Genomic DNA, 25,174 nt, shown 5'->3' on the forward strand with positions numbered 1-25,174 from the left:
GGACGGATCAGATCAGCGGGCGCTGGGCCTTGCGGTCCTCCTCGTAGCGGGCGCGGGCGCCGGTGGTGGACTCCAGAGCCGAGACCTCGGCGACCGGGACGTCCCACCAGGCCTCGCTGTCGGGCGCCCCCACGGAGATGTCGGTCTCCACGTGCACGACCGTCGTGTTGTCGCTGTCGCGTGCCTTGATCAGCGCCGTGCGGAACTCCTCGGCGGTCGCCGCGCGCAGCACGTCGGCGCCGAGCGCGGCGGCGTTGGCGGCCAGGTCGGCGGGCAGGTCGAACCGCGTGCCGAGCCGTTCGGAGCCGACCGACTCCGACAGGTTGCCGATCGAGGCGAAGCCATGGTTCTGCACCAGGACGACGATCAGTTTGATCCCGTCGGCGACGGCGGTGACGAGCTCCTGCGCCATCATCAGGTACGAGCCGTCGCCGACCATGACGAAGACCTCGCGGTCGGGCGCCGCGAGCTTCACGCCGAGTCCTCCGGCGATCTCGTAGCCCATGCAGGAGTAGCCGTACTCCACGTGGTAGCCCTTGGGGTCGCGGGTGCGCCACAGCTTGTGCAGGTCGCCCGGCATCGATCCGGCGGCGCACACCACGACGTCGCGCGGGCCGCTGACCTCGTTGACGATGCCGATGACCTCCGGCTGGCCCGGGAGCCCGCCGTCGCCGGGCGCGTAGGCCCGGTCGACGGCCTCGTTCCAGCGGGCGGCGCGTTCGGCGATCTCGGCGCGGTAGGACGCGGCGACGGCGTGGCCGGTCATCGCCGACCGGAGCGCCACCAGACCTGCGTGCGCGTCGGCGGTCAGCGGCAGGCCCGCATGCTTGACGGCGTCCGGCACCGCGACGTTGAGGTTGACGAAACGGACACCCGGCCGGGCGAACACGCTGCGCGAGGCGGTGGTGAAGTCGCTGTAGCGGGTGCCGATGCCCAGCACGACGTCGGCCTCGCGTGCCAGGGCGTTGGCGGCGGTGGTCCCGGTCGCGCCGATCGCGCCCACCGAGCTCGGGTGGTCCCAGACCAGCGCGCCCTTGCCCGCCTGGGTCTCGGCCACCGGGATGCCGGTGGCCTCGGCGAACGCGCGCAGCGCCTCGGTCGCGCGCGAGTAGATCACGCCGCCGCCCGCCACGATGAGGGGACGCTCGGCGTTGCGCAGCAGCGCGGCGGCCTCCTCAATGAGGGCGGGCTCGGGCACCTGCCGGGCGATCCGCCAGACCCGTTCGGCGAACAGCTCCGCCGGCCAGTCGTAGGCCTCGGCCTGCACGTCCTGCGGCAGCGCGAGGGTGACCGCGCCGGTCTCGGCCGGGTCGGTGAGCACGCGCATCGCGGCCAGCAGCGCGCTCGGCAGTTGCTCGGGCCGGTTGATCCGGTCCCAGAACCGCGACACCGGCTTGAAGCAGTCGTTCACCGACACGTCGTAGGAACGCGGGTCCTCCAGCTCCTGCAGAACGGGGTTGGCCACGCGGGTGGCGAAGACGTCGCCGGGCAGGAGCAGCACCGGGATGCGGTTGATGGTCGCGAGGGCGGCGCCGGTGACCATGTTGGTCGCGCCCGGGCCGACCGAGGTCGTGCAGGCGTACGCGCGGAGCCGGTCGTGCGTGCGCGCGTAGCCGACCGCCGCGTGCACCATCGCCTGCTCGTTGCGGGCCGCGCGGTAGGGCAGCTCGTCGCCGTACTCCAGCAGCGCCTGCCCGAGACCCGCCACGTTGCCGTGGCCGAAGATGCCGAAGCAGCCCGCGAAGAAGCGCTGCCGCTCGCCGTCCCGCTCGGTCCACTGGCTGGCCAGGAAGCGGACGACCGCCTGCCCGACGGTCAGCCGCACGGTCTCGGTCATCGGTCCCCCTCGGGTCCGGCCGCCGAGCTCATCGGCAGCCTCGGGTCGGCCGGCAGGTCCGGCCAGGTGCTGCGGATCCAGGTGTGCGCCGGGTCGTCGCAGATCTTCCAGGCGCGTTCCTCGCCGGGTCCCGCCATCACGTTCAGGTAGTAGAGGTCGTGGCCGGGCGCCGCCATCGACGGGCCGTGCCAGCCGTGCGGGATCAGCACGGTGTCGCCGGTGCGGACCTCGGCCAGCACGTCGGTGCTGCCGTAGACCCGCTGGTAGCCCATGCCCGCACCACCGTGCGGCGCGTCGGCGACCTCGAAGTAGTAGATCTCCTCGAGCACCGACTCGTTCTCGGTGTGCTCGTCGTGCTTGTGCGGCGGGTAGGACGACCAGTTGCCGCCCGGCGTCAGCACCTCGCACGCGATCAGCTTGTCGGCCTCGAACGCCTCGGGCGTGCAGAAGTTGTTCACCTGGCGGCTCATCTGCCCGGCGCCGCGCAGCTCGACCGGCACCTTCTCGGCGGGCCCGTAGCGGGGCGGCAGCCGCCGCTCGCAGCGCGCGGCGGGCAGCGCGAACCGCCCGCCCTCGCGGGAGGACAGCACGATGGAAGAGTCGCGCGGCGCGTAGGCGAAGTCGGTCACGCGGGAGAAGACGTCGGGGCGGCCCTGGAGCTCGAACGTCACGGCGATCTCGTCGGCGGGGACGCCGATCGTCGCCACGCACGCTCCGGCCAGCGGCAGCACGAGCGTCTCCGACGCCCCGGTCTCCAGCGTGACCTCCTCCCCCGGGCCGAGGGTCACCACGCGCAGGCCCGAGTACGCCCAGCCCGCGCTCTCCGGTGTGATCTCCATGGGAACCTCTCCGTTCACAGCAGCTCCACGTTCACAGCAGCTCCACCGCGGCGTCGATGGCGCCCGCGACGTCGTCGCCGGGCGGGTACAGCACCGACCGGCCGACGATCAGGCCGCGCACGGTCGGCAGGTCGAGCGCGGCCTTCCAGCCGGCCAGGGCCGCCTCGGGGTCGTCGGGCACCTCGCCGCCCAGCAGCAGCGCGGGCAGCGTCGAGGCCTCCATGACCTCCTCCATCCGGTCGACGACGGGCACCTTCAGCCAGGTGTGCGCGGACGTGGCGCCGAGCCCGGAGGCGATCGAGATGACCTTGATCATCGCCTCCGGGGTGAGCACGTTCGCGATCTTCCCATCGTCGCGCCGGACGGACAGGAACGGCTCGACCATCGCCGGCAGGTCGTGCGCGGCGAGTTCGGTGACCGCGTTCCCGCAGGCCTCCAGCGTCGGGGCCGTCGCCGGGTCGCCCAGGTCGACGCGCAGCAGCATCTTGCCGCCGTCCAGGCCCGCGGCGGCGATGGCGGCCGCGGTGTAGGCGGTGAACCGGTCGTCGATCTCGAACGACGCCCCGGCCAGGCCGCCCCGGTTCATCGACCCGATCGCGAACCTGCCCTCCAGCTCACCGAGCAGGAGCAGGTCCTCCATGATGTCCGGGGTGGCCAGCACGCCGTGCACGCCCGGCCGGGCGAGCCCGGCGCAGATCCGCTCCAGCAGGTCGCGGCGGTTGCCCATGGCCTGCGGGTCGGCCCCGGCACGCAGCGCCCCGCGCGCGGGATGGTCGGCCGCGATGATCATCAGCCGGCCGGCGGCGCCGAGCGGGATGCCGGGCCGGGCGCGGCGGGCGGCGGCCTCGGCGATCGCGCCGGGCCGGGCCGCCCGCGTCTCGACCAGCTCCGCGTAGCGTTCGGCGAACGTGCCGGTGCTCAAACCGTCGTCTCCTTGTTGGTCGTATCAGCGGTTCCAGCGGTCTCGGCGAGCAGGCGTTCGACCTCGCCGGAGTCGGGCATCGCATCGGCGCAGGCGAGCCGGGAGGCGACGATCGCCCCGGCGGCCCCGGCGAAGCGGACGATCCGCTCCAGGTCCCAGCCGTTCAGCAGGCCGTGGCAGACGGCGCCGCCGAACGCGTCGCCCGCGCCCAGGCCGTTCACCACCTCCACCGGCGTCGGCGGGACCTCGACGATCCCGTCCGCCGAGGCGGCGAGCGTGCCGCGCGGCCCCTGCTTGACGATCGCGACGGACACGCCGCGGTCCAGGAGCGCGCGGGCGGCGGCGTGCGGCTCGCGCTCGCCGACCGCGACCTCGCACTCCTCCAGGTTGCCGACCGCGACGGTCGCGTTCTCCAGCGCGCGGGCGATCAGGTCCTTGGCCGCCTCGGGCGACTCCCAGAACATCGGCCGCCAGTCCAGATCCAGAACGGTCGTCCCTGGGTGCGCGGCGAGCGCGGTCAGCGTCGCCTCCCGGCTCGGCTCCTGGGACAGGCCGGTCACCGTCGCCCAGAAGATCCGGGCCTCGGCGATGGCCTCCAGATCGAGCTCCTCCGGGTAGATCTCCAGGTCGGGTGCCTTCGGGTAGCGGTAGAAGTAGAGCGGGAAGTCGTCGGGCGGGAAGATCTCGCAGAACGCCAGCGGCGTCGGCAGCCCCGGGACGTCGGTGACGAACCGGTCGTCCACCCCGTACTCCCCGAGCTTGCGGTGGATGAACCGGCCGAACGGGTCCGCGCCGGTCCTGGTGATCACCGCGGTCCGGTTGCCGTGCCGGGCCGCGGCGACCGCGACGTTGGTCGGGCTGCCGCCCAGGTACTTGCCGAACGACTCGACGTCCTCCAGCGCCACGCCGATCTGGAGCGGGTACACATCGACGCTCACCCGCCCCATCGTGATGAGGTCGAAGGTCACGGCGTCCTCCCGAGGAAGGCCAGGCTCGTGCGCACGTCGCCGCGCGGGCCCGCGTCCGGTGCGGGCTCAGAACCCAGGATGGTGTCCTGCTCCAGGACGTACCAGCCCCGGTAGCCCGCTCCTTCGAGCGAGCCGATGATGCCCGCGATGTCGATGTCGCCGTGACCGAGCGGCCGGTAGATGCCGTCGCGGACCGCATCGGTGTAGGTCGTGCGCCCGGCCTGGACGCTCTCGGCGAGCGCCGCGTCGACGTCCTTGAGGTGCACGTGCGAGATCCGGGTGGCGGCCGAGTGGGCCAGCTCCAGCGGGTCGGTGCCGCCGATCAGCAGGTGGCCGGTGTCCAGGCAGAGCGGGACGTCCGATCCGGCCAGCACCTGGTCGACCTCCTCGCGCCGCTCGACGACCGTGCCGACGTGCGGGTGCAGCGTGGCGCGGTGGCCGCGTTCGGCGGCGTAGGCGGCGGCGCGGTCGAGGTTGAAGAACAGTGTCTTCCAGTTCTCGGCGTTCAGCACGGGCCGCTCGTCGTAGCCGTCCAGGCCGGTGACGGCGGCCAGCACGGCGGTGGCGCCGGGGTCGCCGAACGAGTCGAGCGCGCGGGCCAGCTCCGGCATCGGGTCGCGGCCGGGCTCGTGCAGCACGAGCGGGACGAAGCCGCCGACCGGAGCCAGCCCGTACGTGCCGAGCAGCTCGGACCGGCCGCGGGGGTCGGCGGGCAGGAAGCCGTCCGGGCCGAACTCGGTGGCGCTGATGCCGAGGTCGCGCATCTCGGAGAGCACGCGGCCGGGCTCCATCTGGTGGCCCCAGCCGGGGACCTCGCAGACTCCCCACGAGATGGGGGCGGCGGCGACGCGTTCGGCGGCGATCGCGGTGTCGATGCTCATCGGCGTACCTCCTCGATGGCTACGGTGCGCCGCTCGCGGCGGGAGATCTCGCAGGCCTCGGCCACGTAGAACGCCTCCAGGCTCTCCTCGGGCGGGCACGGGCTCGCGGTGCCGCGCGCGACCATGTCGACGAAGGCGCGCAGCTCGGCCGCGTAGGCCTCGGCGAACCGTTCGAGGAACCCGCCGTGCGCCGGGCCGGACGGGGTGTAGCCGTCGCCGGCGGGGTGCAGCGGGGTCCGGTCGTCCAGCCCGGCGACGACGCCGTCGCGCGAGCCGAGGACCTCCAGCCGGACGTCGTAGCCGGCCGCGTTGTAGCGGGTCGCGGAGACGACGGCGATCGTTCCGTCGTCGAGCGCGAGCATGGCCGAGCCGGTGTCGACGTCGCCGGACCGCGCGAACGCCCCGGGCCCGTGGTTGGCGCCGGTGGCGGTCACCTCGGTGATCGAGCGGCCGGTGACGAACCGTACGGCGTCGAAGTCGTGGACCGAGCAGTCCCGGAAGAGACCGCCGGAGGTCGGGATGTACGCGTCCGGCGGCGGGACGCGGTCGAGGGTCAGCGAGCGCACGGTGTGCACCCAGCCGAGCCGTCCCGAGCGCACCGCGTCGCGCGCGGCGACGTGGCCGGGGTCGAAGCGCCGCTGGAAGCCGATCTGCACCGGCACGTCCGATCCGCGCAGCGCGGTCAGCGTTTGGATCGTTCCATCGAGGTCCGCGGCGAGCGGCTTCTCGACGAACACCGGCAGGCCGACCTTGACCGCCCTGATCACCAGGTCGGCGTGCGCGGCGGTCGGCGTGGTGACGACCATGGCGTCCAGGCCCGAGGAGAACAGCTCGTCCACCCCGTTCGCGGCCCCGGCGCCGAGCTTGGCGGCGACCTCCTGTGCCCGCCCGGCGTCGGCGTCGGCGATGACGACCTCGTCCGCCAGACCTCGCAACGTCTCGGCGTGCGCGGCTCCGATCCGTCCCGCCCCCGCCAGTCCGACTCTCATACGGTCCCCTCCCCCATGCCATCGCCGACGCCTTCGTCAACGTGATCGAGTCTCATGGAACGCTCCAATGGCTGTCAATACTTTGTCCTGACATACGGACTTAAGGACTAAGTTGCGGGCCGTCCGCTATCCTCCTCACGTGCGAGGACCCACTGTGACACTCGACCGGGGCAGTCCAGTCCCGCTCTATTTCCAGGTCGCCCAGCAGCTCGAGGCCGCAATTCGCGCGGGCGAGCTGCCCCCCGGCGCCCGCCTGGACAACGAACTGGACCTGGCGGCGAGCTACCGGCTCTCCCGGCCGACCGTGCGGCAGGCGATCCAGCATCTGGTCGACAAGGGCCTGCTGGTCCGCAAGCGGGGCGTCGGGACGCAGGTCGTCCAGTCCCAGGTGCGGCGGCCGATCGAGCTGTCCAGCCTCTACGACGACCTCACCGCCGACGGGCGCGAACCCCGCACGCAGGTCCTGGAGCTCGGCTGCGTCACCGTCGCCGCCGAGGCCGCCGAGCAACTCGGCGTGAAGCCCGGGACCGAGGTGCTGCGGATACGCCGGCTGCGGTTCACCGGAGGCGAGCCTCTCGCGCTGATGACCAACGTCGTCCCCCTCCGGCTGATCGATGTCACCGCCGCACATCTGGAGGAGCACGGCCTGTACGAGACGTTCCGCGGTGCGGGGGTCAACCTGCGGATCGCCCACCAGACCATCGGCGCGCGTGCGGCGACCGCCGCCGAGGCGCGGCTGCTGGACGAACGCCGTGGCACTCCCCTGCTCACCATGACCCGGACGGCCTTCGACGACAAGGGCACCGCCGTGGAGTACGGCACCCACGTCTACCGGGCCGACCGCTACTCGTTCTCGCACACGCTCGTGGGCAAGTAGTCCGCCGGGGCCGCCGGCCCGGGCCTCATCGAGGCTCCGGACCGGCGGCCGCGGCGTCACGTCAGCCGGTCAGCTGCGCGGCACTGCTCGCCGTGCCTCCCTTCTTGGCCTCGAAGGCGACGGTCAGCGAACCGCTCGCACCCGGAACCGTCACGGTCTGGACACCCGCCCGGCCGATCTCGACCTTCTTGGTGCCGAGCACCTTGCCGTCCCACACATGGACGTGCGCGGTGCCCGGGCCGGTCGCCAGCAGCTTGAAGGTGACCGAGCCACCCGAGACCTTCGGCTTGCCGACGATCCGCGCGGTGTCGGAGGCGGGCGCAGCGGCGGTCGCCGCCAGCGGGACGCCGGTGCGCACCGACTGCAGGATCGACTCCGGCGAGTTCACCGACGCGGCCGCGTCGGTCGGCATGACCGGCGGAGGCGGCGTGGTCGGCAGCCCCGACGGCGGGGTGTAGCCCGGCAGCGAGGTGAGGGCCCACCGGTACGGGTCGCCCTGCACGCCGCCCCAGGTGGACCAGCCGATGCGAGTCTGGCCGGTCTTGTCCTGGGTGTCGGAGTCGTACACGAAGATGTTCAGGCCCATCCGCGCCGGGTCCACGGCGGTCGGGAGGTCCTTGAACGGGATCTTCGCCTCGATGGTGTAGCCGTCGTAGGGCTTGTTCACGGTCGAGGCGACCTGCATGCCGGGGGCGGTGTCGGCGCCGGTGCCCTGGTGGGCGTCGGCGTCCCGCTCGAAGCAGGGCTTGCCGTCCGACATCTGCGGGAAGATCCCCGTCTTGAACGTGGTGGAGGTGTTCTCGGAGTCGCCGCGCGGGTCGATCGCGATCTCGACCGAGTCCGAACGCCAGTGACGCTTGCAGTCATCGGCTCCGAGGATGGTGCCCTGCTTGTCGTCGCGGACCTTGACGAGCACGTTCAGCGCGTCGTCGGTCCAGGAGACCTTGCCGGTCGCCGAGCAGTCGGCGGCCGAGTCGCAGGCTGTGCCCTCCCACAGGCGGGACAGGTCGATCTCCTGGCCCGGGTACTCACCGGCCGACTCCTTGCCGTCGATCGCCGGGGCGGTCGTCGCCTTGGACAGCTGCGCGGTGGGGACGAGCTCGAGCCCGCCCTTCTCCACGTCGGCGGCGCCCGAGGAGGGGGTCGTGGTGACGGTGAGGTCGTAGTCGCCGCCGGAGCCGCCCTCGTTCGAGGTCGGCAGGGAGGCGTCGGTGTTGGTGACGGTGAACGTCGCCTGCCCCTTGGCTCCGGACGCCAGCGTGAACGGCTTGGAGTCCGCGTCGGCCGAGAAACCCTTCGGCAGGCCCAGCTTCACCGTGCCCGACTGCGCGGACGAGGTGGTGTTGGTCAGGTCGATCGCCACCTTGCGCGACTTGCCGGACGCGAGCGTGAGCACGCGCTTCATCCGGCCGGTCAGCGCGGGCACGCCGTTCTTACCGGCCCAGGCGTCGAAGTCGGCCACGCGCGGCAGCGGTTCCTGCAGCCCGGTGACGGGCGGCTGGACCTCGACCATCGAGGAGGTCTGCCCCGAGGCCTTGCCCGCGGTCAGCTTCGCGGCGATCTGCAGGCGCCCGGTGGCGGCGTTCGCCGGGGGCGTCACGGTGAAGGTGGCCGTGCGCTCCCTGCCCGACACCGTGCCGAGCGAACCCGAACCTGTAACGTTCCAACCAGCGGGCACCGTGAGCGCGGCCTTCGCGCCGTGCAGCGCCCGCGGGGACGAGGCGTGCGCGGTCACCTTGAACGCGCGGCCGGGAGTCACCCCGAAATCGCTCGTCAGGGAGAACTGGCTGCCGAGCGGAAGCCCGCCCTTGGCCGGCTGCACCGCGCCTTCGAGCATCGCGGTCGGGTCAGTGTTGCCCAGCGTGTACGGCACCCGGCTGCTGATCTGCGTGAAGTAGTCACAACCGATCTTCGTCGGGTCCGTGGGCACGTCCGGGAAACCGCCCCAGCCCTGGCTCACGTACATCTTCTGCGCGTCGCGCTCGACCTGAGCCCAGGTCTTGCCGCCGTTGCGCGCCGACCCGCGGCCGCCCCACACCCCGTAGGACTGCGTGGCGGGGCTGGTCGTGGTCAGGCTGGTCGCGCAGGCCTGGCCGGTCGGGCCGGACGCGCCGCCCGTGCCGAACAGCCGCCCCGGCGACCAGGTCTTCAGCCTCTCCTTGCTCAGCTGCGAGGGGAACGCCTTGGGGTTGGCCGCGGCGAAGTAGGCCTCGGTCGCCAGGCGCGCCGCCTGCTGGTGGTTGCCGTGCTGGCCGGGCAGCGGGGCGGGCTCCATGGTCACGATGACCTTGGGCCGCGTCTCGCGCACGAGCCGCACGACCTTCTCCAGCGTGGCGTCGTGCCCCCACGTGTCGTCGGTCAGCGGTGCGCTGACGGTGTAGAAGAAGTCGACCTTGTCGAGATAGTGAATGTCGGTGACGCCGGCCTTGCCGACCGCGCGCCGTTCCTCGTTCTCACGGAGCAGCCCGAGGGGCGGGCCCTCCTCGTTGCCTGCGGCGTTGCCGCCGCCCTCGCCGCGGGTGACGGTGAGGACGCCGGTCCGTGCCTTGTCGAACTCGTTCCACTGGCCGAGGGTCGACAGCGTGCCGGCCTCGTCGTCGGGGTGCGCCCCGACGAAGAGCACGTCCAGCTGTCCCTTGTCCGGCCGGGCAGCCGGAGCCGCCGCCGCGTGGGCGGGCGGGCTGACCAGCGTGACGGCCGATGCGGCCAGGGCTGCGGACAGGACGGCGGGCAGGGTGAGTCTTCGCAAAATGAACTCTCCTGTTCGTTCCCTACTCCTTGATGGCCCCCGAGAGCATTCCTGCGATGAACTGGCGTTGCAGGAAGACATAAACGACGACGACGGGCGCGGCGATGATCAGCGCCCCCGCCATCAGCAGCGGGTAGTCGGTCTTGTGGGCGCCCTGGAAGAAGGACAGCCCGAGAGGTGCGGTGCGCAGCCCCTCGTCGGAGTTGACGATCACCAGTGGCAGCAGGAACTCGTTCCAGGTCCACATGGTGGTCAGCAGCACCATGGTGAGGATCGCCGGCTTGCCGATCGGGACCAGCACCCGCCAGAGCGTGGTCCAGCTGGACGCGCCGTCGATCCGGGCCGCCTCGAGCAGCGACGGCGGGATGCTGCGGAAGTAGGCGCGCATCCAGAACGTGCCGAACGCCACCGACATCGCCATCTGCGGCAGGATCAGCCCGGCGTAGCTGTTGTCCAGGCCCATCGACCGCAGGTCGAAGTAGAGCGGCACCACGATGGTCTCGGTGGGGATGGTGAGGCCGGCCAGGAACAGCAGGAACAGCGCCGAGGCGCCGCGGAACCGCATGGTGCCGAGCGCGAACCCGGCCATGATCGACAGCACCGCGGCGACGACCACCGTGATCGAGGTGACGATCACGCTGTTGCGCAGATAGGTGGCGAAGTGCCCGTCGCGCCACGCCGTGGAGAAGTTGCCGAAGTCCACGTCCGGCAGCTGGAGGGCCTTCACCACCACGCCGATCATCGGGAACAGCGCGATGACCGCGAAGAGCACCAGGATCGCGTGATTGAAGATCAGCTCTCGCCGCGAGTTCATGCTGTGCTCCCCGCTCGCCTCCGGGGCGCCTTATGGCGCCGCCTTCCCTCCTCGTTCGTTCCTCGCTCGTCAGTCCAGGCGACGCCGCGCCCCTCCGGCTCGCTCATGCGCCCTTCCCTTCCACCAGGCGCCCGATGCCGGCGGTGGCGGCGAACAGCAGCACCGCCATGGTGATGCCGATCGCGCAGCCGAGGCCGACCTCGCCGGTGTTGAACGTGCGGTTGTAGACCTCGTACGCGGGCACCTTGGTGGCGTTGCCCGGGCCGCCGCCGGTGGCCATGTAGATGAGGTCGAAGTTGCGGATGGACATCGTCGTGGTGAGCGTCAGCGCCACCGCGAGCTCGCGGCGCAGGCCCGGCAGCGTGACCGCGAAGAACTCGCGGATCGCGCCCGCCCCATCGATGCGCGCGGCCTCGTACAGCTCGCGCGGGATCTTCTGCACGCCCGCCATGAACAGCACGAGCGCGAGACCGATCTCGACCCAGGTGCCGACGAGGCCGACGGCGGGCAGCGCGAAGGTGAAGTCGCCCAGCCAGCCGTGCCGCCAGTCGGGCAGCCCGATGTCGTGCAGCCAGCCGAGCGTGGTGTTGACCGGGCCGTCGGCGGAGTAGACCCACTGCCAGGCGACGGCCACCGCGACCATCGCGATGACCTGCGGCAGGAACAGCACCGTGCGGAAGAACGTCATGCCGCGGATCTTCGTCCGCGACAGCGCCGCCACCAGCACGAACGCGATGACGCACGGCAGGATGGAATAGAACACGACCAGGATCAGCAGGTGGCCGAACGAGCCGCGCAGCGCCGGGTCGGTCCAGGTGCTGGTGTAGTTGGAGAAGCCCGCCCAGGTCGCGCTGCCGAGCCCGTCCCAGTTGTAGAACGAGAACTGGATGCCGCGCACCAGCGGCCACAGCAGGAACGCCCCGTACACCGCCAGCGCGGGCAGGACGTACAGCCAGCCGATGTTGCGGGACTCCCCGGGGGCACGGTTCTTCACCCGGCCCTCCGCGCGGCGTGCGGCGCGGGTGCCGGACGGCTTGTCCCCGGACTTGCGGGTCTTCTGCCGCGCGACGGTCGTCATGGACGGACTCCCTTGGCTCTTCCGATCAACTGGCGCAGCCGGTCAACCGACTCTGCCGATCACTCTTGATCTCGCCGCCGGGACGCCGGGTGGCTGTTCACGGCGTCCCGGCGGCGAAGCCGGTCGTTACTTCTTCTTCTGGAAGGCGGCGGCGTCGTCCTGCGCCGCCTTCATGGCGTCCTGGGCCGACTTCTTGCCGGCGACCAGTTCCTGCAGCGCCCCGCCGAACCCGTCGGTGAACGTCGGGCTGGTGTAGTCGATGTAGGGCGTGGTGCCGTCGTTCTTGCTCAGCTCGGTCCAGGCCGTCGACACCTCCTTCATCAACGGCAGCGACGGCTGCTTGGTCGGCGCGGCGAGCACGGGCAGGTTGCCCGTCTCGACCGAGACGTCCATGGCCTCCGGCGAGGTGATGAAGTTGATGTAGGCCGCCGCCACGTCCGCGTGCTTGGACTTGGAGGTGATCGACCATGGCAGGCTCTCGCCGCCCATCGTCGAGACCGGCTGACCGGCCTGCGCGGCCGGCGGCAGCACGAAGCCGACCTTGTCCTTCATGCGGTCGGCGAGGTCGGGTGCCCACCAGGTGCCGCCGAACATGAACACGCCCTGGCCCTTGGCGAAGTCGACGGGGGTGTCGTCCCACTTGCGGGAGTTGGGGTCCTTGGTGAGGTAGCCCGCCTTGGTCCAGTCGGCGAGCTTCTGCGCCGCCTGGACGTTCGGCCCGTCGGACCAGGAACCGCCGCTGCCGAAGACCAGCTTGCGGACCGACTCCTTGTCGGTCAGGCCGTCCTGGAGGATGCCGTAGAGCTGCATGGCGGGCAGCTTCTCCAGGTTGTTGAACGCGATCGGGAGCTCGCCCTTGCCCTTGGCGGTGGCGAGCGCCTGGTCGAACTCCGCCCAGGTCTTGGGCGGCTGGATGCCGAGCTTGGCGAGCTTCTCCTTGTTGTAGTAGAGCCCGACGATCTCACCGTTCAGCGAGACGCCGTAGAGGTTGCCCGACCCGATGAGCTTGCCGTCCTGGGTGACGCTGTTCAGGTCCATCAGGCCCTTCGGGTAGCGCTTCTTCCACCCGTAGACCTGGTCGTAGGAGTCCAGCGGGAGCAGCATCCCGGCCTTCACGTACTGGGCCATGTTCGCGTAGCCCTGGTTGGCCTCGACGACGTCGGGCGGGTTGCTGCCCGACAGCGCCAGCCGCAGCGTCTTCTGCAGGTCGCTGAACGACCGCGACACCCGGTTGATCTTCACGTTCGGGTATTTGGCCATGAACTGCTTGTTCAGCGTGTCGACCTGCTGCTTCAGCCCGCCCTGGACCTCCTGGTCCCAGACGGTGAGGGTGACGTTGCCGGCCTTGGCGACGTCGGTGCTGACGGCGTTCGGCGCCTTGCTGGCGGGCTTGTCGTTGGACGAGCCCGGAGCGCACGCGGCGGCGAACGTCATCGCGAGGGCCGCGGCCGTCGCGACCGCCCCCCGCGTGAATCGTGTCGGCATTTCAGCGGCTCCTTTCTGTGCTTGTACTGCTCTGCTGGATCAGGACGGTTGCAGTGGGTCGGCCCGAAGGGTGGGCTCGGCCCGGACCACGGTGTCGGTCGCCAGCTCGGGGATGTAGTCCACGACGAAGGCGTACGGTTCGAGCTCGGCCTCGGGGATCTCTCCCGATTCGCCGAACGCGGCGATCTCACCCCAGCAGGGCGCCCCCAGCGACCCGCTGCGGTGGCGGACCGACAGGCCCGCGCAAAGGTTGGCGAACTTCAGTCGTTCGGCCAGCGGGAGGCCCGCCAGCGTCCCGAACAGGAACCCGGCCCCGAAGACGTCGCCCGCGCCGGTCGCGTCGAGCGCCTCGACGGGCAGCGCGGTGGTCTCGGCGACCTCGCCGGTACGGGAGTCGATCGCGATCGCGCCGTCCCCGCCGCGCTTCACCACGACCACCGGCACACGCGCCGACAGGGCGCGCGCGGCGTCCTCGGGCGAGTTGGTGCGCGTGTAGGCCATCGCCTCGACGGCGTTCGGCATGAACACGTCCACGTCCCGCAGCCGGTCGATCACGTCGCTCGACCACGTCTCGGTCGCGTCCCAGCCCAGGTCGGCGAAGACAAGCGCGCCCCCGCGGCGCATCTCCTTCGCCCAGGCGGGCACGGGGCCGTCGATGTCGATGAAGCACGCCCGCGCGCTCGGCGGCGCCTCGCCCGCGCCGCCGGCGGCCGCGGCCCCCTCCGGCACGGGCTTCTCGTAGGTGACCATGCTGCGGTCGGAGTCGTAGGCCAGCGAGACCGTGACGGGCGTCGGCCACCCGGCCACCCGCTGCGCCCGGCTGAGGTCGACGCCCTCCTGCTCGGAGAGCGTGCGCCACAGGTAGTTGCCGAACAGGTCGTCGCCGAACGGCGCGGCGAGCCCGACGCGCAGGCCGAGCCGGCTCATCGCGACCGCGATGTTGGCGATCCCGCCGGGCGCCGAGCCGAGCCCCTCGGTGTACAGCTCGGTGCCGGGGGGCGGCAGGCCGGGCAGCCCGGTGAAGATCATGTCCATGAAGACCTGGCCGCTCAGGAAGACGTCCAGGTCGGGCACCTCACCGGCGTTCCGCTCGTCTCCCGCGCGGCGGAGCAGCGCCTCGCCGATGTCGCGCTCGGCACACGGGTCCGCGAGCGACGGCTCCGGCGGACGGCCGGCGGCCGCGCGCTCAGGGGTCTCCTGGGCGGGCTCCGTCCGCATGGCCCCGTTCAGGGTGTCTGCTGTCATGACGCCTCCTCTCGTGGGGGTGGGTTTGATGACAGGGATTTGACTGAATGTCAGGACAATGTCCGATCGAGCGGGATCCCGGGGCTGGTCGGGATCGGCGTTCGGTCAGAGGACGGAGACCAGCAACGACACCGCCGACGTCTGCCGGGAGATGTCCGCGCGGTCGAACGGTCCGGACCAGTTCAGTCCGTACTGGTCCTGCGCGTTCCGGTCGTGGGCGTACAGCGAGGTCGCCTGCTTGCGCAGGTAGCCGCGGTACGGGTGCCCGGGAACGACCTTGTCGAGCTCGGCCAGGTTGCGGGCGAAGATCCCCTTGAACGAGGCCTGGTCGGCGTTGCAGGTGCCGGCCGCCTCGCAGGGCTCGGTGAGGATCCCGTTCGGCGACAGCTGCGGGCTGTTCACGACGGCGTCGGCGATGCGGCGCGCCGAGACCAGCAGCGAGCGGTCGTGCGTCGCCTTGTAGAGCTCGCTGAGCCCGCCGAGGACGACGCCCTGGTTGTAGGTCCAGGTCGTGCCGCCGTTGTTGGCGCAGCCGCCGGACTGCGTGGTGAGCCCGTCGTTGACCAGGTTCTGGCCGTTGATCATGCCGCTGCGCTGGAACCAGGTCCACGCCTCGCGGGCCTTGGCCAGGTAGACGCGGTCACCGGGGATGCGGTTGTGGAGCGAGGCGAGCACGGAGAAGTAGAGCTCAAGGCTGATCGCGTTCTTGTAGCTCTTACCGGGGATGTCCCACCAGACTCCGCCGCCGCAGGTGCTGTCCCAGTACTTGCGGATGTAGGCCTCGTCGAGCTTGGCGATGTTCAGGTACTGCCTGTCGCGGGTGAGGTCGTACATCCGGACCATGGCCAGGGCCCACCAGCCGGTGTCGTCGGTCGAGTCCGCGCGGAACTCGCCCTCACCCTCCGGCCACCACGGCAGCGGCTTGCGCTGCTGGGTGATGGTGTTCTTCACCGCGCCCATGAGACGGCGGTCGCGGGTCTTGCCCATGTAGTCGAGCAAGGCCTGCAGGGCGTTGCCCGACTGCCACCACGGGGCCTCGGGGTCGAAGCGGCCCGACTCGCGGTCGTAGAAGCCCATCATGGCCTCCACCGCCGCGCTCGCCCGCGCACGGTCCTGGCGCCCGGAGTCGTGCCGGGTCGCGGCCTGGGCCGGTACGACGCCGGCGAGCAGCGTCATCACCAGCCCGGCGGCCAGCACGCCGAGCATCCGGAACCGAGATCGTCTGGTCACGTGGTCCGCTCCTTCGCGAAGACCGCGGCCACCTCGGGGATGCGGTCGATGTAACCGTCCAGCAGCTGGCGCCCGACCGAAGCCGAGTCGACCAGGGGGTGCAGCGCGAACGCCTTGGCGGCGTCGGCGCGCGAGCCAGTGCGCGCGGCGCTGATGATCAGCCGTTCCACGGCCTTGACCTGCTGCATGAGCCCGGTCTGGTGCAGGTCGGGCTGGGCGAGCGACAGCGGGTGCACGCCGTTGGCGTCGACCATGACGGGCACCTCGACGACCGCGTCGCCGGGCAGCGCGGCGACGGTCGAGCCGTTGCCCACGTTCAGGATCATCTGGGCGCGCTCGTTGCGGCTGATCGCGTTCATCACGTTCAGCGCGACCCCGGCGTAGCCCTGGTCGACCGGGTCGACGCCGGAGTGGTCCTCCAGCTCGTCGCCGGCGCTCGCGCCCTTCACCTCGGCCATGTAGCTGGCGCTGCGCGAGGCCACCGTCTCGCGCCACATCTCCAGGGCGGCGCCGCCGGCCGCGCCGGCGATCCGCTCGTAGAACGCGGCCTGCTGCTTGGCCAGGTACTCACCGCGGGTCTGGGGCGCGTCCAGCGTGGCCCGCACCGCCTCGCGGTTGAAGTAGTAGTAGTACAGGTACTCGTTCGGGATGACGCCGAGGTCGCGCAGCCACTCGTTCCCGAAGACCACGCCCTCCTCCAGCGAGCCGAGCACGTCGTCGTCGGCGAGCAGGGCGGGCATGATGTCGACGCCGTCGTGCAGGATCCGGCGCATCCAGCCGAGGTGGTTCAGGCCCACGTAGTCCAGCTGGAGGCGCGCGGGGTCCAGGCCGAACGCCGCGGCGACCCGCGTGCCCAGGCCGGACGGGGTGTCGCAGATGCCCATCACCCGGTCGCCGAGCACGTCCCGCATGGCCTCGGTGATCATCCCGGCCGGGTTGGTGAAGTTGATGACGTAGGCGTCGGGCGCGAGTTCCTTCACGCGCCGCGCGATGTCGAGCATCACCGGGATCGTGCGCAGGCCGTACGCCAGGCCGCCGGGGCCGGTGGTCTCCTGGCCGAGGACGTTCAGGTCGAGCGCGACCCGCTCGTCGCAGACGCGCCCGGCCAGGCCGCCGACCCGGATGGCGGCGAAGACGAAGTCCGCGCCCTCCAGCGCCTTGTCGAGGCCGGTGCTGGTGAACACCTGGGGCGCGTCCGCCACGCCGTCGGCGAACGTCGCGAGCACGGCCGCCATGGCCTCGAGGCGACCGGCGTCGGAGTCCTGCAGCCAGACCTCCTCGATGCGCGGAGAGCCTTGGTCGCGCAGCAGGGCCTGGTACACGTACGGCACCCGGAACCCGCCGCCGCCGAGAATGGCCAGCTTCATGCGATGATCACCTTTCCACCCGCCTGGCGGCAGAGCTCGAGAGTCTGGGGATCGGCACCGGCGGTCGTGATCAGCGTGTCGAGCTGCCCGAGGGAGCAGACGCGCAGCGACCCGGTGCCGGGGAACTTGGTCTCGGACGCGACCAGCACGACGCGGTCGGCGGCCTCGATCATCGCCCGCTTGATCTGGGTCTCCACCTCCATGTCGTCCACGACATGGCCGTTGGACCGCACCCCGGTGCAGCTGAGGAACACCAGGTCGGCGCTGACCTGGCGGAGCGCGGCCTCGGTGAGCGACCCGACGAGCGAGAGGTAGTTGCGCCGCACCACGCCGCCGACCAGCACCAGCCGGACGGCGTCGTCGTCGCGCAGTTCGTCGAACACCGCCAGGTTGGCGGTGATGACGGTGACCGGCCGGCCGCGCAGGTGGCGGGCGATGAGGCGGGTGCTGGTGCCGATGTCGAGCACGACGACCATGTCGTCCTCGACGAGGGCGGCGGCCCGCCGGGCCACCGCCTCCTTGCCCTCGCTGTCGCGTTCGGCCGAGGCGGCGAAGGAGATCTCCGGCGCCGCCTGCTGCGGGGAGGGAGCCGCCCCGCCGTAGGTCCGCACGAGCTCGCCGTTGCGGTCCAGCACGTCGAGATCACGACGGATCGTCGACTCGCTCACCTTGAGGCTCTCGGCCAGTTCCCTGACCGAGGCCGCCCCCTTCGTGCGGACCGACGAAACGATCTGCGCACGGCGCTTGCTCGATGTCACGCAGGTGAACGTAACACCCATGCGTGACTTCAGTCACCACCTGGGGAGGATTTGATCGAAGTCCGTCATCGACCCTTCTGACGTGCGCAGACTCAGTCAGGACGGCACTGGAGTCAGGCACTCCCGTCAACTTTGGGAACGTTCCAAGACACCCGCTGGTCACCGCCGCGCAATGCGGCGGCCCTGGCCACCACAAATCGGTCGAAACCTTGTCAGGACGGGCAGTCAGATCGCGCCGTGAGGTCGCCGGAAGTCAAGACACCTGGAGGTGTGTCAGTTGACGGACCGGGTGAGCGCCCGCCCGGCTCCACGGGGAGCCCGCCCGGCGTCATTGAGGCCTTCTCGGTCCCGATCTCCGCGGTTATCCTGAGCGTGCTCAACCCCCGCCGGTCGCGTGGCTCTGCGCGGATTGTCGCCGCGCCGGCTCCTCCGCTGTTCCCTTTTGCCGAGGAGTCTCTCGATGATCTCCAAGCACCAGCACTGGCTCGCGGCCGTCGCGGCCGCGGCGATGGCGGCGATCCTGTCGCTCGGCGTCATGGTCGCGTTCTCCGGCCCCGCCCGGTCCGCGCGCGCCGCCGCGATCGCGTGCGCCTCGTTCCCCGCGTGGGCCGAGGGCAACACCTACACCGCCGGAACGAAGGTGACCTACAACGGGCACGGATACCAGGCCCTGGTCACCCACACCGCCTACGCGGGCGCGGGCTGGAACCCCGCCGCCACCCCGACGCTCTGGACCGACCTGGGCGCCTGCGACTCGGTCCCGCCGACCACTCCCCCGACGACACCGCCCACCACTCCCCCGACCACCCCTCCGACGACGCCGCCTTCAGGTGACACCTGCGCGGTGAAGTCGCGCCCAGCCGGCAAGGTCCTCCAGGGCTACTGGGAGAACTGGGACGGCGCCGGCAACGGCGTGCACCCGCCGTTCGGCTGGGTCCCGATCAACGACGCCCGGATCAAGCAGCACGGCTACAACGTCATCAACGCCGCGTTCCCGGTCATCCGCTCCGACGGCACGGTGCTGTGGGAGGACGGGATGGACGCGACGGTGAAGGTCTCGACGCCCGCCGAGATGTGCGCGGCCAAGGAGTCCGGCGCCACCATCCTGATGTCGATCGGCGGCGCCGCCGCGGGCATCGACCTGAGCTCCAGCACGGTCGCCGACAAGTTCGTCTCGACCGTGGTGCCGATCCTGAAGAAGTACAACTTCGACGGGATCGACATCGACATCGAGACCGGACTCACCGGCAGCGGCAACATCGGCCAGCTGTCGGCCTCGCAGTCCAACCTGATCCGCATCATCGACGGCGTGCTCGCCCAGATGCCGTCCAACTTCGGCCTGACCATGGCGCCTGAGACCGCCTACGTCACCGGCGGCAGCGTCACCTACGGCTCGATCTGGGGCGCGTACCTGCCGATCGTCAAGAAGTACGCCGACAACGGGCGGCTGTGGTGGCTGAACATGCAGTACTACAACGGCAGCATGTACGGCTGCTCGGGTGACTCCTACTCCGCGGGCACCGTGCAGGGCTTCACGGCCCAGACCGACTGCCTCAACACCGGCCTCGTCGTGCAGGGCACCACGATCCGCGTCCCGTACGACAAGCAGGTCCCGGGCCTGCCCGCACAGCCGGGCGCGGGCGGCGGCTACATGTCGCCCAGCCTGGTCTCCCAGGCCTGGAGCCACTACGGCAACGGCCTCAAGGGCCTGATGACCTGGTCCATCAACTGGGACGGCTCCAAGAGCTGGACCTTCGGCGACAACGTCAAGGCCCTCCAGGGCCGCTGACCGATGGGCGGGCCATGGTGGTACTGGATACAGCCTTGATCCGGATAGTGCCGCCATGGCCCGGCCCGTGCCGCGCATCCTAGTCTTCGGGCATGCGCCTCCCCCATCCGCTGCGGCCGCTCCGGCGCGCCGCCAGGCCGGCCGCAGCGGCGGCGGTCGCGTGCCTGATATGGGCGGTCACGCCCATCGTGCTGTTCCGGTACGGCATGCCATGGCTGACGACCGTCCACAAGGAACGCCTCCGGGCGATCATGCGGGTGGAGATACCGGACGCGCCGATGGAGCCGAGATCGCGGGGCCTGCGCACGCGGGCCGCACGATGGCAGGCCGTCTATCACCTGGTCGCCGGGCCGCCGATCGTCCTGGGCCAGATCCTGTCGGCCGGGCTCGGGGTCGTCTCGCTGGCGGCCCTGCTCTTCTACGCCTGGATGCCGCTGGTGTGGGACATGGGAAATCCGGTCTCGGGTCCGGTCTTCGACGGGGCGAATCCCAAGCTGCTCATCGACGCCGTCGGGCTGCCGGCCACGATCGGTGGCGTGACCGGGCTCTACGTCACGGCTTGGCTCTTTCGCGGCCTCGGACGGCTCGACGTGCGGGCGGCGACGGTCCTTCTAGGCCCCAGCCGGGAACAGTTGCTCACGAGGCGGCTCGAGAGCGTCACCGAGAGCCGCGCGGGCGTCGTGGACGCCGCCGACGCCGAGCGGCGCAGGATCGAGCGTGACCTGCACGACGGCGCGCAGCAGCGGCTGGTGTCGCTCGCGGTCGGCCTGGGGGTGGCCAAGGCGACGCTCGCCGACCTGTCCGACGACGCGCGGCTGGTGATCGACAAGGCGCACGGGGAGGCCAAGGCGGCCATCGACGAGCTGAACGAACTCGTCCGCGGCCTGCATCCGGCCGTGCTCGAAGACCGGGGGCTCGACGCGGCCCTGTCCGGGGTCGTCGCACGGGCACCGATCCCGGTACGGCTGAACGTGGACCTGGCCACGCGCCCCGCCGCCGCCGTCGAGGCGGTCGCCTACTTCGTGGTGTCGGAGGCGCTGGCCAACGTGGTCAAGCACGCGCAGGCGTCGCGGGCCGACGTCACGGTCGAGCGGCACGGCGGCACGCTGCTGATCGTGGTCGCCGACGACGGCCTGGGTGGAGCGGACCCGGGCGCGGGGACGGGGCTGGCGGGACTGGCGAAGCGGGTCGCGTCCGTGGACGGGAAGTTCGCGCTGTCCAGCCCGTCCGGCGGCCCGACCGTCCTGACCGCGGAGCTGCCGTGCGCGCGGTGATCGCCGAGGACTCCGTCCTGCTGCGGGTCGGGCTCGTCCAGGTCGTCGAGATGGCCGGGTTCACGGTGGTCGCCGAGGTCGGCGACGCAGACGGCGCGCTGGCCGCGATCGAAGCGCACCGGCCCGAGATCGCGCTCCTGGACGTTCGGATGCCGCCGGGTTTCAGCGACGAGGGGGTCCGGGCGGCGCTCGTCGTCCGGCGGAGATGGCCGGACACCGCCGTGCTGCTCCTGTCGCAGTACGTCGAGGAGCGCTACGCCACCGATTTGCTGGCGACCGCGACGGGCGGCATCGGCTACCTGCTCAAGCAGCGGGTCGCCGACGTCGAGGAGTTCATCGAGGCGCTGCGGAGGGTCGCCGCCGGGGGCACCGCCCTGGATCCGCAGGTGGTCTCACAGCTGCTCGTGCGCCGTGACCGCGACCCGCTCGAACGGCTCACCCCGCGTGAACGCGACGTCCTGGCCCTGATGGCCGAGGGTCGTTCCAACGCGGGGATCGCCGAGCGGCTGGTGGTGAGCGAGAGCGCGGTCGCCAAGCACGTGAACGGCATCCTCACCAAGCTGGACCTGCCGCAGGCCGAGGCCGACCACCGCCGGGTGCTGGCGGTGCTGCAGTTCATCGACGCCTCGACCTGAGTCGGGGCCCTAGTCGGTGCCGACCTCCATGGCGGCCTGGTCGAGCAGCTCGTCGTTCGGCACCGTGCCCCGGGAGGCGATCGCCTCGGCGCCGCCCTCGGGCATCGCGCCGATCAGGCCGCTGGTGGCCTGCACGCCGAGCATGCCGAGCCGGGTGTACTGCTCCAGCTTGGAGCGCGAGTCGGCGATGTCGAGGTTGCGCATGGTCAGCTGGCCGATCCGGTCGACCGGGCCGAACGCGGAGTCCTCGGTGCGCTCCATCGACAGCTTGTCCGGGTGGTAGCTGAACGCCGGGCCGGTCGTGTCGAGGATCGAGTAGTCCTCGCCGCGCCGCAGCCGCAGGGTGACCTCGCCGGTCACGGCGGTCCCGATCCAGCGCTGGAGGGACTCGCGGATCATCATGGCCTGCGGGTCGAGCCAGCGGCCCTCGTAGAGGAGCCGGCCGAGCCGCCGGCCCTCGTTGTGGTAGTTGGCGACGGTGTCCTCGTTGTGGATGGCGTTGACCAGCCGTTCGTACGCCGCGAACAGCAGCGCCATGCCCGGGGCCTCGTACACGCCCCGGCTCTTGGCCTCGATGACGCGGTTCTCGATCTGGTCGGACATGCCCAGGCCGTGCCGGCCGCCGATGGCGTTGGCCTCCAGCACCAGGTCGACGGCGGAGGCGAACTCCTTCCCGTTGATCGTGACCGGGCGGCCCTGCTCGAAGCCGATGGAGACGTCCTCGGTCGGGATCTCGATGGAGGTGTCCCAGAACTTCACACCCATGATCGGCTCGACGCTCTCGACGCCCGCGTCCAGGTGCTCCAGGGCCTTGGCCTCATGAGTGGCGCCCCAGAGGTTGGCGTCGGTCGAGTAGGCCTTCTCGGTGCTGTCCCGGTAGGGCAGGCCGTGCGCGAGCAGCCACTCCGACATCTCGGTCCGGCCGCCGAGCTCGCGGACGAACTGGGCGTCCAGCCACGGCTTGTAGATCCGCAGGTTCGGGTTGGCGAGCAGCCCGTACCGGTAGAACCGCTCGATGTCGTTGCCCTTGAACGTGGAGCCGTCGCCCCAGATCTGCACGTCGTCGTCGAGCATGGCACGCACGAGCAGGGTGCCGGTCACGGCCCGGCCGAGGGGGGTGGTGTTGAAGTAGGCGCGGCCGCCCGAGCGGACGTGGAACGCGCCGCAGGCCAGGGCCGCCAGGCCCTCCTCCACCAGTGCCTCGCGGCAGTCGACCAGGCGCGCGATCTCCGCGCCGTAGGCGGTCGCGCGGCTCGGCACCGAGGCGATGTCGGGCTCGTCGTACTGGCCGATGTCGGCGGTGTAGGTGCAGGGCACGGCACCCTTGTCGCGCATCCACGCGACCGCCACGGAGGTGTCGAGGCCACCGGAGAAAGCGATCCCGACTCGTTCGCCGACTGGGAGGGAGGAGAGCACCTTGGACATGAGAAGAAGTATGCATCTCTCTGCATGGTCATGCAACGGCATTCGGGTAACCCGCGAGAAGTTCCTTCCCGACCAGCGTGGACAAAAATATGTAGACCGGTCTATTTTGAACCCATGACCGGAACCAAGGGAGCTCAGACCAGCGCGCGGCTGGTCGAGTCGATGCTCGAGCTGATCCAGGCTCGCGGCTACAGCGGCACGGGCCTCGCCACCGTGACCGAGCACGCCCAGGCCCCCAAGGGGTCGCTGTACTTCCACTTTCCTGAGGGCAAGGAAGCTCTCGGTTTGAAGGCGATCGAGCTAGCAGCCGACCGATTCCGCAGTCTGATAGCCGATTCAGCAATGGAATCGGAGCGCCCTTCCGAGGTGATCGGCCGGGTGATCGACGTGCTGGCCGGGCTGCTGACCGACAGCGACTTCCAGCTCGGCTGCCCGGTCTCGGTCATGACCCTGGAGATGGGCGCCCAGAGTGAGCGCCTCCGGGACGCCTGCGCGAACGCCTTCGACTCGTGGATCACGCCGGTGGCCGAGTACCTGACCGCCCTGGGCCGTACGCCGGACGCGGCTCGCACGCTGGCGACGGCCGTCGTGAGCATGGTGGAGGGCGCGGTGATCGTGTCCCGGGCCCAGCGATCGGTGGAGCCCCTGCGCTGCGCCGCCCGCACCCTGACCGGACTGCTGGAGGCGGAGGCGGCATGAACGAGCGGCACGCAGTGATCTTTGGAGCGACCGGCCTGATCGGGCGGCACGTCACCCTGGAGCTGATCAGGTCCGGCGTACGGGTGACCACGGCGACCCGCAGCGAGGACTCCTACGAGCGCCTGAGCAAGTGGATCATCGAGCACGGCGAGCAGCCGCCCGCCGACCTCAGGGACTCCCCCGCCACCGGCGGCGTCACCGAGGTCTACCACTGCGCGGGCGCGTACCGCTTCGGGATGCCCGCGGACGAGGCCCGCCGCGCCAACGTCGACGGCACCGCCACGATCGTGGAGTTCGCCGCGAGCCTCCCCCGGCTGCGACGCCTCGTCTACGTCTCGGGCTACCGCGTCGGCGGCCAGGACCCGTCCCAGATCCCCTGGAGCGCCGAGCAGCGCCGCAAGACCTACGCGGCGCTCGGCGGGTACGAGGCCTCGAAGGTGGAGGCGGACGCCGTCTTCCAGGCCACCGCGAACCGCCTGAACGTGCCGTGGACGATCGTCAACCCGTGCAGCGTGATCGGCGACAGCGCCACCGGGGAGTCCGACCAGTACGTCGGCCTGGCCACGAACGTGAAGGAGATCCACCAGGGCACGATGCCCGCGCTGCCCGGCAACTCCACGACCTTCGTACCGGTGGTCACGGTCGACTACCTGGCGCGCTTCATGACCTTGCTCCCGCTGGACGAGGCGACCGCCGGCAACTCCTACTGGGTCCTGGACGACGCCACTCCCCCGCTGCCGGAGCTGCTCGCGCTCATCGCCCGGCACTACGGGGTCAAGGTGCCCCGCCTGCGCGTCCCCGTGCCCGTTCTGCGCCGTCTGCCCCGCTGGCTGACCAAGGCCGACCCGGAGACCCTCACGTTCCTGTCCAGCGACCGCTACCCCACGGGCCCGGCGAACGCCTTCGCCGCACGTCACGGCCTCGCGATGCCCGACGTCGAGACCTCGCTTCTGCGCTGGGCCGACCACATGGCCGCCCACCGATTCGGGGAGGTCAAGGACGTGACGTACGCGACCTGATCACCTCAGGGTTGAACCGGACAAGGCGGGTAGGGGCCTTGGTGAGGAGGCGATAGCAATGCTCGCTCAGGCTTCTCACCTGGGAAACAATCCTTTGCTGATCATCGGACCGATCATCATCGCGCTGGCCCTGATCACCTGGCTGGCCATGACCGTGTACGGCTGGCGCAAGCGCCCCCGCCCTGACCGGATCCACGGCGAGTCGTCGCATCGCGGCGCCGTCCAGGGCGGCATCATCGAGGGCGACCCCGGCCAGCGCAACCGCCGCGACGAGGCCCCTCGCATCAGCTGACG

Annotated in this window: 22 protein-coding genes; 7 read left to right on the forward strand and 15 right to left on the reverse strand. The window is 71.0% G+C overall.

Annotated elements, in window-relative coordinates; genetic code table 11:
• Positions 1-7: 7 nt before the first annotated feature.
• Genes iolD through J4573_RS40305 form a run of 6 tightly spaced genes read right to left on the reverse strand, consistent with a single transcriptional unit; the run spans position 8 to position 6,436 of the window.
• Complete coding sequence (gene iolD, locus J4573_RS40280; RefSeq protein ID WP_208261411.1) at positions 8-1,837, reverse strand: 3D-(3,5/4)-trihydroxycyclohexane-1,2-dione acylhydrolase (decyclizing); 1,830 nt, start codon at positions 1,835-1,837, stop codon at positions 8-10.
• Positions 1,834-2,694, reverse strand: a complete 861-nt coding sequence (iolB, locus tag J4573_RS40285) for a 5-deoxy-glucuronate isomerase (RefSeq protein WP_307797288.1) — start codon at positions 2,692-2,694, stop codon at positions 1,834-1,836. Before iolB ends, iolD begins: the two co-directional genes overlap by 4 nt.
• A 13-nt stretch (positions 2,695-2,707) precedes the next feature.
• Entirely contained in the window at positions 2,708-3,598 is an 891-nt protein-coding gene (locus J4573_RS40290) for a Cgl0159 family (beta/alpha)8-fold protein (RefSeq protein WP_208261413.1), read from the reverse strand.
• The gene (gene iolC / locus J4573_RS40295) at positions 3,595-4,566 is read right to left on the reverse strand and encodes a 5-dehydro-2-deoxygluconokinase (protein WP_307797289.1); all 972 of its coding nucleotides are present in this window, start codon (positions 4,564-4,566) and stop codon (positions 3,595-3,597) included. The genes J4573_RS40290 and iolC overlap by 4 nt, the downstream gene beginning before the upstream one ends.
• Positions 4,563-5,447, reverse strand: coding sequence for a TIM barrel protein (locus J4573_RS40300; RefSeq protein WP_208261414.1), 885 nt, complete (start codon positions 5,445-5,447; stop codon positions 4,563-4,565). Before J4573_RS40300 ends, iolC begins: the two co-directional genes overlap by 4 nt.
• Positions 5,444-6,436: a Gfo/Idh/MocA family protein gene (locus tag J4573_RS40305; protein WP_208261415.1), complete on the reverse strand. Its 993-nt coding sequence runs from the start codon at positions 6,434-6,436 to the stop codon at positions 5,444-5,446. The genes J4573_RS40300 and J4573_RS40305 overlap by 4 nt, the downstream gene beginning before the upstream one ends.
• 139 nt (positions 6,437-6,575) lie before the next feature.
• Between J4573_RS40305 and J4573_RS40310 the strand changes: the two genes are divergently transcribed.
• On the forward strand, positions 6,576-7,313 hold the full coding sequence (locus tag J4573_RS40310; RefSeq protein ID WP_307797290.1) for a GntR family transcriptional regulator: 738 nt from the start codon (positions 6,576-6,578) through the stop codon (positions 7,311-7,313).
• Positions 7,314-7,374: 61 nt separating this feature from the next.
• Here the strand turns inward: J4573_RS40310 and J4573_RS40315 are convergent, their stop codons facing one another.
• The 8 genes from J4573_RS40315 to J4573_RS40350 form a co-directional block, all read right to left on the reverse strand.
• Positions 7,375-10,062 carry a sugar-binding protein gene (locus tag J4573_RS40315; protein ID WP_208261416.1) on the reverse strand — a complete coding sequence of 896 codons (2,688 nt, stop codon included), beginning with the start codon at positions 10,060-10,062 and terminating at the stop codon, positions 7,375-7,377.
• Between the two features lie 22 nt (positions 10,063-10,084).
• On the reverse strand, positions 10,085-10,876 hold the full coding sequence (locus J4573_RS40320; protein ID WP_208261417.1) for a carbohydrate ABC transporter permease: 792 nt from the start codon (positions 10,874-10,876) through the stop codon (positions 10,085-10,087).
• A 103-nt stretch (positions 10,877-10,979) separates the two neighbouring features.
• Entirely contained in the window at positions 10,980-11,954 is a 975-nt protein-coding gene (locus J4573_RS40325; RefSeq protein ID WP_208261418.1) for a carbohydrate ABC transporter permease, read from the reverse strand.
• 126 nt (positions 11,955-12,080) lie between these two features.
• On the reverse strand, positions 12,081-13,439 hold the full coding sequence (locus J4573_RS40330) for an extracellular solute-binding protein (RefSeq protein ID WP_208261419.1): 1,359 nt from the start codon (positions 13,437-13,439) through the stop codon (positions 12,081-12,083).
• A gap of 39 nt (positions 13,440-13,478) precedes the next feature.
• On the reverse strand, positions 13,479-14,684 hold the full coding sequence (locus J4573_RS40335; RefSeq protein ID WP_243774345.1) for a carbohydrate kinase family protein: 1,206 nt from the start codon (positions 14,682-14,684) through the stop codon (positions 13,479-13,481).
• Between the two features lie 105 nt (positions 14,685-14,789).
• Entirely contained in the window at positions 14,790-15,914 is a 1,125-nt protein-coding gene (locus J4573_RS40340) for a glycoside hydrolase family 76 protein (protein ID WP_208261420.1), read from the reverse strand.
• On the reverse strand, positions 15,911-17,281 hold the full coding sequence (locus tag J4573_RS40345) for a 6-phospho-beta-glucosidase (protein WP_208261421.1): 1,371 nt from the start codon (positions 17,279-17,281) through the stop codon (positions 15,911-15,913). Before J4573_RS40345 ends, J4573_RS40340 begins: the two co-directional genes overlap by 4 nt.
• On the reverse strand, positions 17,278-18,039 hold the full coding sequence (locus tag J4573_RS40350) for a DeoR/GlpR family DNA-binding transcription regulator (protein ID WP_307797292.1): 762 nt from the start codon (positions 18,037-18,039) through the stop codon (positions 17,278-17,280). The genes J4573_RS40345 and J4573_RS40350 overlap by 4 nt, the downstream gene beginning before the upstream one ends.
• Positions 18,040-18,499: 460 nt before the next feature.
• Between J4573_RS40350 and J4573_RS40355 the strand changes: the two genes are divergently transcribed.
• From J4573_RS40355 to J4573_RS40365, 3 genes are all read left to right on the forward strand, one after another.
• The gene (locus J4573_RS40355; RefSeq protein ID WP_243774346.1) at positions 18,500-19,828 is read left to right on the forward strand and encodes a carbohydrate-binding protein; all 1,329 of its coding nucleotides are present in this window, start codon (positions 18,500-18,502) and stop codon (positions 19,826-19,828) included.
• A gap of 92 nt (positions 19,829-19,920) precedes the next feature.
• Complete coding sequence (locus tag J4573_RS40360) at positions 19,921-21,102, forward strand: sensor histidine kinase (RefSeq protein WP_208261423.1); 1,182 nt, start codon at positions 19,921-19,923, stop codon at positions 21,100-21,102.
• Positions 21,090-21,737 (forward strand): response regulator, encoded by a 648-nt coding sequence (locus J4573_RS40365; RefSeq protein ID WP_208261424.1) that lies wholly within the window; start codon positions 21,090-21,092, stop codon positions 21,735-21,737. Before J4573_RS40360 ends, J4573_RS40365 begins: the two co-directional genes overlap by 13 nt.
• Positions 21,738-21,746: 9 nt before the next feature.
• On the opposite strand, the gene argG is transcribed toward J4573_RS40365, so the two are convergent.
• Positions 21,747-23,162 (reverse strand): argininosuccinate synthase, encoded by a 1,416-nt coding sequence (gene argG, locus J4573_RS40370; RefSeq protein WP_208261425.1) that lies wholly within the window; start codon positions 23,160-23,162, stop codon positions 21,747-21,749.
• A gap of 114 nt (positions 23,163-23,276) precedes the next feature.
• Here argG and J4573_RS40375 point away from each other — a divergent pair, with 114 nt between their 5' ends.
• From J4573_RS40375 to J4573_RS40385, 3 genes are all read left to right on the forward strand, one after another.
• The gene (locus J4573_RS40375; protein ID WP_243774347.1) at positions 23,277-23,861 is read left to right on the forward strand and encodes a TetR/AcrR family transcriptional regulator; all 585 of its coding nucleotides are present in this window, start codon (positions 23,277-23,279) and stop codon (positions 23,859-23,861) included.
• The gene (locus J4573_RS40380) at positions 23,858-24,880 is read left to right on the forward strand and encodes an SDR family oxidoreductase (protein ID WP_208261426.1); all 1,023 of its coding nucleotides are present in this window, start codon (positions 23,858-23,860) and stop codon (positions 24,878-24,880) included. The genes J4573_RS40375 and J4573_RS40380 overlap by 4 nt, the downstream gene beginning before the upstream one ends.
• Positions 24,881-24,974: 94 nt before the next feature.
• On the forward strand, positions 24,975-25,172 hold the full coding sequence (locus J4573_RS40385) for a hypothetical protein (protein WP_208261427.1): 198 nt from the start codon (positions 24,975-24,977) through the stop codon (positions 25,170-25,172).
• Positions 25,173-25,174 lie beyond the last annotated feature (2 nt).

The organism is Actinomadura barringtoniae, from assembly GCF_017573505.1.
Taxonomy (GTDB): domain Bacteria; phylum Actinomycetota; class Actinomycetes; order Streptosporangiales; family Streptosporangiaceae; genus Spirillospora; species Spirillospora barringtoniae.

Bases quoted from the DNA above. Each gene is read 5' to 3' on its own strand.
- iolD (WP_208261411.1), bottom strand. From the start codon at position 1,837: ATGACCGAGACCGTGCGGCTGACCGTCGGGCAGGCGGTCGTCCGCTTC.
- J4573_RS40300 (WP_208261414.1), bottom strand. From the start codon at position 5,447: ATGAGCATCGACACCGCGATCGCCGCCGAACGCGTCGCCGCCGCCCCC.
- J4573_RS40305 (WP_208261415.1), bottom strand. From the start codon at position 6,436: ATGAGAGTCGGACTGGCGGGGGCGGGACGGATCGGAGCCGCGCACGCC.
- J4573_RS40320 (WP_208261417.1), bottom strand. From the start codon at position 10,876: ATGAACTCGCGGCGAGAGCTGATCTTCAATCACGCGATCCTGGTGCTC.
- J4573_RS40325 (WP_208261418.1), bottom strand. From the start codon at position 11,954: ATGACGACCGTCGCGCGGCAGAAGACCCGCAAGTCCGGGGACAAGCCG.
- J4573_RS40330 (WP_208261419.1), bottom strand. From the start codon at position 13,439: ATGCCGACACGATTCACGCGGGGGGCGGTCGCGACGGCCGCGGCCCTC.
- J4573_RS40335 (WP_243774345.1), bottom strand. From the start codon at position 14,684: ATGACAGCAGACACCCTGAACGGGGCCATGCGGACGGAGCCCGCCCAG.
- J4573_RS40345 (WP_208261421.1), bottom strand. From the start codon at position 17,281: ATGAAGCTGGCCATTCTCGGCGGCGGCGGGTTCCGGGTGCCGTACGTG.
- J4573_RS40355 (WP_243774346.1), top strand. From the start codon at position 18,500: ATGATCTCCAAGCACCAGCACTGGCTCGCGGCCGTCGCGGCCGCGGCG.
- J4573_RS40360 (WP_208261423.1), top strand. From the start codon at position 19,921: ATGCGCCTCCCCCATCCGCTGCGGCCGCTCCGGCGCGCCGCCAGGCCG.
- argG (WP_208261425.1), bottom strand. From the start codon at position 23,162: ATGTCCAAGGTGCTCTCCTCCCTCCCAGTCGGCGAACGAGTCGGGATC.
- J4573_RS40375 (WP_243774347.1), top strand. From the start codon at position 23,277: ATGACCGGAACCAAGGGAGCTCAGACCAGCGCGCGGCTGGTCGAGTCG.
- J4573_RS40380 (WP_208261426.1), top strand. From the start codon at position 23,858: ATGAACGAGCGGCACGCAGTGATCTTTGGAGCGACCGGCCTGATCGGG.